This window comes from Allobosea rubneri, from assembly GCF_032464875.1.
GTDB classification, from domain to species: domain Bacteria; phylum Pseudomonadota; class Alphaproteobacteria; order Rhizobiales; family Beijerinckiaceae; genus Allobosea; species Allobosea rubneri.
Genome location: NZ_JAWDID010000046.1, coordinates 31,194 through 41,688, shown reverse-complemented (window position 1 = coordinate 41,688; position 10,495 = coordinate 31,194). Strand labels below are relative to the sequence as shown.

Genomic DNA, 10,495 nt, shown 5'->3' with positions numbered 1-10,495 from the left:
GGGCCTGTCACCGAACGATTTTCCGCCGAAGGGCTTGCCGCCGAACGACTTGCCGCCGCCCGACCTCTCACCGAACGGCTTTCCGCCGGAGGGTTTGCCACCGAAGGATTTGCCGCCGCCCGGCCTGTCGCCCGAGGGCTTGCCGCGGAACGGGCGCTCGGAGCCTGCCTCGTCGCCACCGGCGCGTGGCGGGCGCTTGCCGCGCGGCGGCGCGTCGGCCCAGTCGCCGCTGCCCTTCCAGGGGGAATCGCCGCTGCGATCCGGGCCGTACGCCTCCTGTGGCGCGCGGGAGGGTCGCTCGCCACGTGGCGCGCGCGGCTTCAGCCCGGTCTCCCGCGGCTGCTCCGCCGGGGCGGCAGCGCGGACGCGCTCGACCTTGACGCGGCGGCCGCTCGGATCCTCGATCGCCTTGTCGCGGACGCGAACGACCGTGCCGCTCGCCTCGCGGGCCTGGCGCTCTTCCTTCGGGTCGGCGCCGCGGCGCGGGGCGGCGCGCCGCTCGCGCTGCGGTTGCGCCTCCTCGTCGCGCCAGACCGTGCGCTTCCACGGCTTGTCGCTGCGGTCGTCCTGCGAGGGCGTGCGCTGGACGATGGGCATGCCATCGGCATCCTCGCGCGGGCGGCGGCGCGGCCGGTCGTCGCCGGCGGGAGCGCGACCGCGGGCAGGGCGCTCCTGCGGCGGAAGCTCGTCGCGGCGCGGCGCCTCGAAATCGACGCCGGCCTTGGCCATCAGCTCGGTGCCAAGCTGGTCCTTCAGCACCTTGGAGCGGATCTCGTCCGCCTCGCCCTCGGCGAGGTCGCCGAGCTGGAACGGACCGAAGGAGATCCGGATCAGCCGGTTCACCTGCAGGCCGATATGCTCAAGCAGGTTCTTGACCTCGCGGTTCTTGCCCTCGCGCAGATCGACGATCAGCCAGGTGTTGGCGCCCTGCTCGCGCTCGAAACGGGCGGTGACCGGGCCATAGTTGACGCCGTCGATGGTGACGCCGTCCTTGAGCGTGTCGAGCCGCTCCTGCGTGACATGGCCGAAGGCGCGCACGCGATAGCGCCGCAGCCAGCCGGTCTCCGGCAACTCCAGCATGCGTGCGAGGCCGCCATCATTGGTCAGCAGCAGCAAGCCTTCGGTGTTGATGTCGAGCCGGCCGATCGAGAGCACGCGCGGCAGGTCCTCCGGCAGCGCGTCGAACACGGTCGGACGCCCCTCCGGATCATGGTTGGTCGTCACGAGGCCGCGCGGCTTGTGATAAAGCCAGACCCGGGTGCGCTCGCGCGCCGGCAGCGGCTCGCCGTCGATCAGCACGACATCGGCAGGGCCGACATCGAGCGCCGGGCTCTCGATCACCTGGCCGTTCACGGTGACGCGGCCCTCGGCGATGATCGCCTCGCAATCGCGGCGCGACGCGACGCCGGCGCGCGCCATCACCTTGGCGATGCGCTCGGGCTCGATCGTCGGCAGAATGGTCGGTGAGACCGCCTCGGCGATGTCGGCGGCGCTGCGATGGGCGCGGTCGGGCCGGCTGCGGGTCGGATTGCTGCCGCGCGGCGCGTCGAAGCGCTTGGCGCCGAACCCCTTGGCGCCGAAGCCCTTGGCACCGAAGCCCTTGCCTGCAGGCCTCTCGCCGCGTGGCCGCTCGCCACCTTCGCGCGGCGGCCGGCTGGCGAAGCGATCCTCGCTGCCGCGCTCACGGAAGGGGCGCTCGCCGCCCTCGCGGGGCGGGCGCGAGCCGGCATCGCGGCCGGGACGCTCGAAACGAGCCGGTCTGTCGCCGCGGGGCCTGTCGCCCTCGCGCGGAGGGCGGCTGGAGAAACGCTCTTCACCGCTGCGCTCACGGAAGGGGCGCTCACCGCCCTCGCGGGCCGGGCGCTCGCCGCTCGGACGCTCGCGGAACGGCTTCTTCTCGAAGGGCTTCTTCTCGAAGCGCTTGGCCGGACGCTCGCCTTCGAAACGGCGCTCGGCGCCCTCGGCCGGGGCACGCCGCGGCCGGTCGTCGCCCTCGCGCGAACGGAAGGGAGGCTTGCCGGCGCCGCGGCCGGGCGGCCTGCCGCCGCGCGGGCCGCCATCGCGCCCGCCGCCGTGTCCACCGCTTCCGCCCTTGCGCGGGCCGCGGTTTTTCTGGTTGTTGTCGTCGCTCATAATGGCTCCAAGAGCAGTCCCGTCGTCGGCCGCGATGGGGTTCGCAGGGGCCGCGAGGCAAGCCGTCTCCAAATTGGGTCGTAGCCGGCGCTTGTAGCAGGGCCGGCGGCGCGCCGCGAGCGGCAATGATGAGGGTTCGATGACATCTGTCGACGCAGGGCGCATCGAGCCCATGTCCCAGACGCCCATGTCCGAGACGCCCGACGCCGGGACGTCCGCCGCGCCGATGGCGCTGGCCATGGCGCAGGCGCGCGCCGCGGCCCTACGCGGCGAGGTCCCGGTCGGCGCGGTGGTCGTGCGGGACGGAAAGGTTCTGGCTAGCGCCGGCAACCGGACGCTGGAGCTGAAGGACCCGAGCGCCCATGCCGAGATGCTGGCGATCCGCATGGCCTGCCAGGAGATCGGTTCCGAGCGGCTGATCGATTGCGACCTCTATGTCACGCTCGAACCCTGCCCGATGTGCGCGGCGGCGATCTCCTTCGCCAGGCTGCGCCGTCTCTATTTTGGCGCTTCTGATCCCAAGGGTGGCGCGGTCGAGAGCGGCGTCAGGCTCTATGCCAGCCCGACCTGCCATCATGCGCCGGAGGTCTATGGCGGGCTGAGCGAGAGCGAGGCGGCCGCCTTGCTGCGCGACTTCTTCAAGGAAAGGCGCTGATGCCGCTGACTGGCGAAGCAATCGATATCCGCGCTGCGACGGCTGCGGACGACGATGCCATCGCTGCCCTCAACCGTGCGGCCTTCGGGGGCGAGGATGAGGTCGGCATCGTCGAGCGATTGCGCGGGGACGATCTCGTCGCAGTCGAGCTGGTCGCGGTTCGGGCTGGGGCGATCGTCGGTCATATCCTGCTGAGCCATTTGCCGACGACCATGGACGGAAGGCCGGTCAACGCGCTGGCCCTGGCTCCGATGGCCGTCCTGCCCGGCCAGCAGAAGCGGGGCATTGGAGGACGCCTGATCGAGGCGGCCTTGGACGAGGGGCGCCGCCTTGGATATGCGGCGGTGATCGTGCTCGGCCATCCCGACTATTACCCGCGCTTCGGCTTCTCGGCCGCGCTGGCGAGCAAGCTGGCCTCGCCTTTCGCTGGCGAGGCCTTCATGGCGCTCGAACTGGTTCCAGGGGCGCTGGCGGGGCAGGCGGGGTCGGTGACCTATCCAGCGGCCTTCGGGCTGTAAGAGGCGCGTCTCGGAATGGACACTCCAATCGAGCGAGCCGGCGGGTCCGACAGGATGCGTCCATGAGTTTGCCGGAGGAGCCGGATCAGGAGGCATGGGACGCCTGGCATCCGACGGAGTTGGCGCGCCGGCTGGCTGGCCTATCGCAATCCTGGTGCGTCGTCGGCGGCTGGGCGCTCGATCTCTGGTTCGGCAATCAGACGCGCGAGCATGAGGATCTCGAATTCACGATCTTGCGCCCCGATTTCCGAAGGTTCAGGCAGGCTCTGCGCGGCATGGCGCTCTATACGGCCGATAGCGGCGTCGTTGCGCATCTGCCCGACCATGAAAAGCCGGCGGACTCGATCTGGCAGGTCTGGTGCCGCGACGAGGTCGAGCAAAGCTGGCGGGCCGACATGATGATCGAGCCGGGCACGCCGGAAATCTGGGCCTACAAGCGCGATCCCCAGCTTATCCGCCCGCGCGCCGAGATGGTGGCGACGACCGCGGACGGGGTGCCCTATCTGAAGCCGGCCGGCGTGCTGCTGTTCAAGGCGAAGCATCGCAGGCCAAAGGATGAGGCTGATTTCGAAAACGCCATGCCGAAGCTGCCGGCGCGCGAGCGGTCCTGGCTGAAGAAGAGCCTCGCAGCGACGCATCCCGGCCATGATTGGATCGGGATGCTTTAGGGCGGTTGCCTCGCGCGCCCTCAGCCCATCGCCCGCAACACCAGATAACAGCCCAGCGCCAGGAGGCCTGCGAAGAAGCAGAGCTTGAAGGTCGCGGCCGAGATCCGCTGCCGGATCGCCTGGCCGACGCCCATTCCCGCCAGCGCCGGCAGCAGGGCGAGCAGCGAAGCGCCGGCGATGGTCCAGTCGAGCGCGCCGGCGCCGATCAGCCCGAAGGCGAGCGCGACCGTCGAGACGATGAAGGACAGGCCGAGTGCCTGTACCAGTTCCTCCTTCTCGAAGCCGAGCGCCTGCAGATAGGGCACTGCGGGCAGCACGAAGACGCCGGTCGCTGCAGTGGAAACGCCGGTCAGCACGCCGACGACCGGCCCGAGCCAGGCTTCGTGAGCGGCTGGCACCCGCAGCTTCGCCGCCTTCAGCCCGACCAGCGCATAGAGTACGAGCGCAACCCCGAGCCAGAGCGTCGCCGAGCCGTCCTTGGCCTTTTCCAGCAGGCCGGCGCCGGCCCAGGTGCCAAGGCAGGTGCCGGCCAGCATCGGCCAGAGCCGAAGCGCGATCGCCTTGAGCTTTGGCCCGGAAAGCTGCCAGCTATTGGTCACCAGATTGGGGATCACCAGCAGCGCCGCCGCCTGTGCCGGCGCCATCACCACGCCGAGAATGCCGACGGCGATGGTCGGCAGGCCGAGCCCGATCACGCCCTTGACGAAGCCAGCGACCACGAAGGTCGCGGCGATGAAGAGAAGCAGCGTCGTCTGGTCCATCTGTCGGCCGGCCCTGTCAGTCGGTTGCCATGAATGGCTTGTGGCAGTCCTGCCGCGCCCTGTCGCGCCCCGACACTACGGTTGTGGCCGTAGTGTCGTTGCTTGCCTGCGGCTCCGTGCGGGTGATGATGCGCGAGCAAGGGGAGGCTCTACCCATGGCCATCAACGGACCCTATCTCGCGGAGATCGCGCATCTGATCGGCGATCCCGCCCGCGCCAACATGCTGCACGCGCTGATGGGTGGTCGTGCGCTCACCGCCAAGGAGCTCGCCTTCCTTGCCGGCGTCGCGCCGCAGACGGCGAGCGGCCATCTTTCCAAGCTGCTGCAGGGTGGATTGCTCGGCGTCGCCGTGCAGGGGCGTCACCGCTACTACCGTCTCGCCGGGCCGGATGTCGCAGCGACTCTGGAGGGGCTGATGGTGCTCTCCAGCGGCCAGCCGACCAGTCGGCGCCTGCCGTCGCGCGTTGGGGCCGATCTCGCCGAGGCGCGGACCTGCTATGACCACTTCGCCGGCCGGCTCGGTATCGCCATTCACGACGCGCTGGTCGCTGGTGGGCATCTCTCGGTTTCGGAAGGCGGCTATGGCCTGACCCGTTCCGGCGTCGCGATCTTCGCCGGGCTCGGCATCGACCTTGCCGCCGCGCAGAAGAGCCGCCGTGCGCCCTTGCGTCCCTGCCTCGACTGGAGCGAGCGCCGCCCGCATCTCGCCGGCTCGCTCGCGGCCGCGCTCGCCTGCCGCTGCTTCGAGGCCGGTTGGGTCCGGCGGATCAAGGACAGCCGCGCCGTGCAACTGACCGATGCCGGGCGCGAGGCGCTGGAGGCAGGCCTGCCCGGCTTTCGTTGCGACGCGCCAGAGCAGCCTATACCCGTTGTTCGAGCGCCTGCGACAGCTTCCGCTTGACCTCCTCCTTCACCGGCGCGGCGGCGTCGAGGATGGCCTGCGTCTTGAAGAAGTCGAGTGCGCCGAAACCGTCGCCGCCGGCGCGGATCAGGATGTCGGGCGGCTGGCGCTCGACCATGCGCTGGACGAGGGCGCGGGTCAGGATCTGCGAGACGCCGACGAGGGCTTCGAGCGGCTCTGGCACGCGGCTGTCGCTGACCATGGCCGGCGCGCTGGTGTCGATGGCGAGCACGATGCGGTGCGGGGCGAGCAGCCGGTCATAGGGCAGGGGATTGACCGCCCCGCCATCGATCAGCACCCGCCCACCGATCGTCACCGGCCGGATCAGTCCGGGGATGGCCAGCGAGGCGGCGATCGCCGGTGTCAGCGGGCCATTGCCGAGCACGACCTCCTCGTGGAGATGATAATCGGTCGCGACCGAGAGGAAGGGGATGCCGAGCTCCTCGAAGCGGTCCGGCACCTTTTCCGGCCAGAACAGGTCGAGCAGGCGCTCGCCATCGAGCAGTACCGGATTGCCGAAGCCGCGCCAGAGATCGGCGAACTTGCCGACCCGGGCATCCAGCAACCGGGTGACTACCTTTGCGCGGTCGCGGAAGGTCTTCTCGACATGCTCGCGCAGCTCACTACCCGAGAGGCCCGCGGCATAGGCTGCGCCGATGATCGCGCCCATCGAGGAGCCGGCGATCAAAGCGGGCCTGATCCCGAGCTCGTCGAGCGCTTCGAGCACAGGAATATGGCTGAGCCCGCGCGCCCCGCCGGAGCCGAGCACGAGGACGAGCTCCGGCGGGCTCGCCGGGGCGGGAGAAGGCGAGGCGGTCATGCCGCGGGCCGGGCCAGGAACGGCTTCAGGGCCGCCAGGGTGGCCTGCGGGTTTTCCTCAGGCAGGAAGTGGCCGCTGGCGATGGCCTGGCCCTCGGCCTGGGGCGCGAAGGTCTGCCGCCAGATCTCGAGCGGGCTTGCGCCCTTGGCCGGAATGCCGCCATCGCCCCAGAGCGCCAGCACCGGGCAGAGAATCTTTTTGCCGGCCGCAAGGTCGGCCTTGTCCTGGGCGAGATCGGTGGTGGCGCCGGCGCGGTAATCCTCGCAGGCGGCGTGAATGCGCGAGGGATCGTTGAACGACTCCGTATAGGAGGCGAGCGCCAGCGGGTGGAAGGCCTTCAGCTCCTTGGCCCGTGTCCAGCTCGCGATCGTATGGTCGAGCCAGCCGGCCGGATCGCCCTTGATCAGGTTTTCCGGCACCGGCTCGGGCTGCGCCAGGAAGGTCCAGTGATAGACCTGCATGGCGCGCGCGGCGTTCATGCCCTCCCACATCGAGAGCGTCGGCAGGATGTCGAGCAAAGCGAGCCGCTCGACCCGGCCGGGATGGTCGAGCGCCAGGCGATAGGCGACGCGGGCGCCGCGATCATGGCCGACGACCGCGCAGCGGACATGGCCGAGCGCGTCCATCACCGCGACGATGTCCTCGCCCATGCCCCGCTTGGAGTAGAGCGCCGTGCCACCGTCGCCATGCGGCGCGGCCGACCAGCCATAGCCACGCAGGTCCGGGCAGATCACGGTGTGGCTCTTCGCCAGTTCCGGCGCGATCGTGTGCCATTCGGCGTGGGTCTGCGGGAAGCCGTGGATCAGCACCAGCGGCGGGCCTTCGCCGCCGACGCGGACGAAGATCTTGCCGACCGGGCCGTTGATCCAGTGCGAGGTGAAGCCGGGGAAGAGCGAGTCGATATTGGTCATGGCGCGTCCTCCGCAGGCCCGGCAGCCGAGAGCATTCGGCCGTCACAGCCTATCTAGGCCGCGTACCCGGTTCTGTCAGCCTTCACGCTCGCGCTTCACCGCCTGCCAGCCGATGTCGCGGCGGCAGAAGCCGCCCGGCCAGTCGATCAGGTCGACAGCCGCATAGGCGCGCGCCTGCGCCTCGCTGACGCTCTTGCCGAGGGCGACGACGTTGAGCACGCGTCCGCCATTGGCGACGAGCTTGCCTTCCTTGTCCTGCGTGCCGGCATGGAAGATCAGCACGCCGTCCTGCGCCGCCGCCTTCTCGACGTCGGCGATGACGCTGCCCTTCTCCGGTGTGCCGGGATAGCCCTTCGCCGCCAGCACGACGGTCAAAGCCGCTTCCTCCGACCAGCGCAGATCGAAAGCATCGAGCACGCCGTCGCAGGCGGCGAGCAGGGCCGGCACGATGTCGCTCTTCAGGCGCGGCATCAGCACCTCGCATTCGGGGTCGCCGAAGCGGACATTGTATTCGATCAGCTTCGGCCCTTCCGCGGTGATCATCAGCCCGGCGAAGAGCACGCCCTTGAAGGGGGAGCCGCGCCGCGCCATGCCGGCGAGCGTCGGCTGGATGATCTCGGCCATGACGCGCGCTTCCATCGCCTTCGTCATCACCGGGGCCGGCGAATAGGCGCCCATCCCGCCAGTATTCGGGCCGGTGTCCCCGTCGCCTACGCGCTTGTGGTCCTGCGCCGAGGCGAGGGCCAGCGCATGCGCGCCGTCGCAAAGCGCAAAGAAGCTCGCTTCCTCGCCGATCATCCATTCCTCGATGACGATCTCCTCGCCGGCGGTGCCGAGCCCGCCCGAGAACATCATCCCGATCGCATCATTGGCCTGCTCGACGGTCTCGGCCATCACCACGCCCTTGCCGGCGGCGAGCCCGTCCGCCTTGATCACTAGGGGCGCACCATGCTTCGCCACATAGGCTCTGGCGGCGTCGGGATCGTCGAAGCGGGCGAAAGCTGCCGTCGGGATGCCGAACTCGGCGCAGAGCTCCTTGGTGAAGGCCTTCGAGCCTTCGAGCTGGGCCGCGGCCTTCGACGGGCCGAAGGCCTTGATGCCGGCTGCAGCGAGATCGTCGACGATGCCCTCGACCAGGGGGCCTTCCGGCCCGACCACGACGAGGCCGATCCTCTGCAGCTTGCAGAAATTGGCGACCGCCTCGTGATCGGTGATGTCGATCACGACGTTCTCGCCGCATTCGGCCGTACCGGGATTGCCGGGCGCGATGAAGAGCTTGTCGCAGAGCGGCGAGGCCGAGATCGCCCAGGACAGGGCATGCTCGCGTCCGCCCGAGCCGATCAGAAGGATGTTCATTGCGCCGTCTCCGCTCTGTCGCGTCACCCACAGCCCTCATCCTGAGGAGCGCCGTCAGGCGCGTCTCGAAGGATGGTTCCAGAGCGCGCTGGAAGCATCCTTCGAGACGCCGCTTCGCGGCTCCTCAGGATGAGGGCTCGTTGGATGCTGACCTCGCATGGCGCAATAACCCTCGCGGACCGACGGGGCAACGCTTCAGCTATCGCGCTCGCGTCGGTAAGGTCCGCGCCATGGACAACGAATCGCCTCAGCCTGCCGGCAATGCCCCCGAATGGTCGGTCTCCGACCTCTCCGGCGCGCTCAAGCGCACGCTGGAGGACGCTTTCGGCTTCGTGCGCGTGCGCGGCGAGATTTCGGGCTATCGCGGTCCGGTCTCCTCCGGCCATGTCTATTTCTCGCTGAAGGACGTCAACGCCAAGATCGACGCGGTGATCTGGAAGGGCGTCTTCGGCCGGCTGAAGACCCGGCCGCAGGAGGGGCTCGAGGTGATCGCCACCGGCAAGATCACCACTTTTGCCGGCAAGTCGAGCTACCAGATCGTCATCGACTCGCTGGAGCCGGCCGGTGTCGGCGCGCTGATGGCGCTGCTCGAGGAGCGCCGCAAGAAACTCGCCGCCGAAGGCCTGTTCGACGAAGGCCGCAAGCAGCTCATCCCCTATCTGCCGGGAACGATCGGCGTCGTCACCTCGCCGACCGGGGCCGTCATCCGCGACATCCTGCATCGGCTGGAGGAACGCTTTCCGCGTCGCGTGCTGGTCTGGCCGGTCCGCGTCCAGGGCGAGACCAGCGCCGTCGAGGTCGCCAACGCGATCAACGGCTTCAACGCGCTGCCGCAGGGCGGTCGCATCCCGCGCCCGGACGTGATCATCGTCGCGCGCGGCGGCGGCTCGCTCGAGGATCTGATGGGCTTCAACGAGGAGGCGGTGGTGCGCGCCGCCGCCGCCTCGCTGATCCCGCTGGTTTCCGCCGTCGGTCACGAGACCGACTGGACCCTGATCGACCACGCCGCCGACCTGCGCGCCCCGACGCCGACCGGCGCGGCCGAAAAGGTCGTGCCGGTGCACGCCGAATTGCTGGCGCAGGTCACCGACCTGTCGCGTCGCCATGCGGGCGCGACCTTGCGCCTGTTCGATCGACGCCGCAGCGATCTGCGTGCGCTCGGACGCGCCTTGCCGACGCCCGAGAACCTGCTCGCCGGCCCGCGCCAGCGGCTCGACCTCGCAGCTGCCCGGCTTGGTCCCGCGCTGGCGCGCAATGCCCGCGCTTATGAACAGCGGCTCGCCCAGCTCGATCGCCGCCTGCACGTACAGTCACCGGCGGCGCGATTGGCGACGCTGGCGGTGAAGCTCGACAGCCTGGGCGGACGGCTCGTCCTTGCCCGCGGCAATGTGGTGCTTCGGCAGCGTGAGCGCATCGCCCGTGCCAACGACCGGCTGGAGGCCATCGCCGCGAGGGGGCAGGCCGCTTTCGCGCGCCTCGTCCAGCGTCGGCGCGACCGGCTCGACGGCCTGTGGACGCTCGCCGCCTCGCTCGGCCCGCAGGCCGTGCTGGCGCGCGGCTATGCGCTGGTGCGCGACGAGAACGGCGTACTGCTGCGGCAGGCGGCGGCGGCGCGGCCGGGCATGGCCCTGCAGGTCACGCTCGCTGATGGCAGCTTCGGCGCCGTCGTGCCGGGCGGCACGACCCCGCGTCCGGCGCCGCGCAAGACCGTGGCACCCGGCGGGCAGGGGGATCTCTTCTGAAGCAGCGTCGACGCGCGACCGTTCAGGCA

Annotated in this window: 10 protein-coding genes; 5 read left to right on the top strand and 5 right to left on the bottom strand. The window is 70.0% G+C overall.

What is annotated here, in order from left to right; translation table 11 throughout:
- Positions 1–2,133, bottom strand: a 2,133-nt coding sequence (locus RKE40_RS22690; protein ID WP_316020478.1) for a pseudouridine synthase, incomplete at its 3' end; no start/stop codon positions are given.
- 226 nt (positions 2,134–2,359) lie between these two features.
- On the opposite strand from RKE40_RS22690, the gene RKE40_RS22685 reads away from it, so the two are divergent.
- From RKE40_RS22685 to RKE40_RS22675, 3 genes are all read left to right on the top strand, one after another.
- On the top strand, positions 2,360–2,788 hold the full coding sequence (locus RKE40_RS22685; RefSeq protein ID WP_316020479.1) for a nucleoside deaminase: 429 nt from the start codon (positions 2,360–2,362) through the stop codon (positions 2,786–2,788).
- Entirely contained in the window at positions 2,788–3,306 is a 519-nt protein-coding gene (locus tag RKE40_RS22680) for a GNAT family N-acetyltransferase (RefSeq protein ID WP_316020477.1), read from the top strand. The genes RKE40_RS22685 and RKE40_RS22680 overlap by 1 nt, the downstream gene beginning before the upstream one ends.
- Positions 3,307–3,368: 62 nt before the next feature.
- Positions 3,369–3,974, top strand: a complete 606-nt coding sequence (locus tag RKE40_RS22675) for a nucleotidyltransferase domain-containing protein (protein ID WP_316020476.1) — start codon at positions 3,369–3,371, stop codon at positions 3,972–3,974.
- A 20-nt stretch (positions 3,975–3,994) separates the two neighbouring features.
- Here RKE40_RS22675 and RKE40_RS22670 read toward each other — a convergent pair whose 3' ends face one another.
- Positions 3,995–4,735, bottom strand: a complete 741-nt coding sequence (locus tag RKE40_RS22670; RefSeq protein ID WP_316020475.1) for a sulfite exporter TauE/SafE family protein — start codon at positions 4,733–4,735, stop codon at positions 3,995–3,997.
- Positions 4,736–4,890: 155 nt separating this feature from the next.
- Between RKE40_RS22670 and RKE40_RS22665 the strand changes: the two genes are divergently transcribed.
- Entirely contained in the window at positions 4,891–5,637 is a 747-nt protein-coding gene (locus tag RKE40_RS22665; RefSeq protein WP_316020474.1) for an ArsR/SmtB family transcription factor, read from the top strand.
- On the opposite strand, the gene RKE40_RS22660 is transcribed toward RKE40_RS22665, so the two are convergent.
- From RKE40_RS22660 to purD, 3 genes are all read right to left on the bottom strand, one after another.
- On the bottom strand, positions 5,597–6,457 hold the full coding sequence (locus tag RKE40_RS22660; RefSeq protein WP_316020473.1) for a patatin-like phospholipase family protein: 861 nt from the start codon (positions 6,455–6,457) through the stop codon (positions 5,597–5,599). The two genes, RKE40_RS22665 and RKE40_RS22660, sit on opposite strands and share 41 nt — an antisense overlap.
- A complete protein-coding gene (locus RKE40_RS22655) occupies positions 6,454–7,368 on the bottom strand; it encodes an alpha/beta fold hydrolase (RefSeq protein WP_316020472.1) in 915 nt (304 codons plus the stop codon). Before RKE40_RS22655 ends, RKE40_RS22660 begins: the two co-directional genes overlap by 4 nt.
- Positions 7,369–7,443: 75 nt before the next feature.
- The gene (purD, locus tag RKE40_RS22650; RefSeq protein ID WP_316020471.1) at positions 7,444–8,724 is read right to left on the bottom strand and encodes a phosphoribosylamine--glycine ligase; all 1,281 of its coding nucleotides are present in this window, start codon (positions 8,722–8,724) and stop codon (positions 7,444–7,446) included.
- A gap of 230 nt (positions 8,725–8,954) precedes the next feature.
- Between purD and xseA the strand changes: the two genes are divergently transcribed.
- On the top strand, positions 8,955–10,466 hold the full coding sequence (xseA, locus tag RKE40_RS22645; protein ID WP_316020470.1) for an exodeoxyribonuclease VII large subunit: 1,512 nt from the start codon (positions 8,955–8,957) through the stop codon (positions 10,464–10,466).
- The last annotated feature ends 29 nt before the right edge of the window (positions 10,467–10,495 follow it).

Bases quoted from the DNA above. Each gene is read 5' to 3' on its own strand.
- RKE40_RS22660 (WP_316020473.1), bottom strand. From the start codon at position 6,457: ATGACCGCCTCGCCTTCTCCCGCCCCGGCGAGCCCGCCGGAGCTCGTC.
- RKE40_RS22665 (WP_316020474.1), top strand. From the start codon at position 4,891: ATGGCCATCAACGGACCCTATCTCGCGGAGATCGCGCATCTGATCGGC.
- RKE40_RS22655 (WP_316020472.1), bottom strand. From the start codon at position 7,368: ATGACCAATATCGACTCGCTCTTCCCCGGCTTCACCTCGCACTGGATC.
- xseA (WP_316020470.1), top strand. From the start codon at position 8,955: ATGGACAACGAATCGCCTCAGCCTGCCGGCAATGCCCCCGAATGGTCG.
- RKE40_RS22670 (WP_316020475.1), bottom strand. From the start codon at position 4,735: ATGGACCAGACGACGCTGCTTCTCTTCATCGCCGCGACCTTCGTGGTC.
- purD (WP_316020471.1), bottom strand. From the start codon at position 8,724: ATGAACATCCTTCTGATCGGCTCGGGCGGACGCGAGCATGCCCTGTCC.
- RKE40_RS22680 (WP_316020477.1), top strand. From the start codon at position 2,788: ATGCCGCTGACTGGCGAAGCAATCGATATCCGCGCTGCGACGGCTGCG.
- RKE40_RS22675 (WP_316020476.1), top strand. From the start codon at position 3,369: ATGAGTTTGCCGGAGGAGCCGGATCAGGAGGCATGGGACGCCTGGCAT.
- RKE40_RS22685 (WP_316020479.1), top strand. From the start codon at position 2,360: ATGGCGCTGGCCATGGCGCAGGCGCGCGCCGCGGCCCTACGCGGCGAG.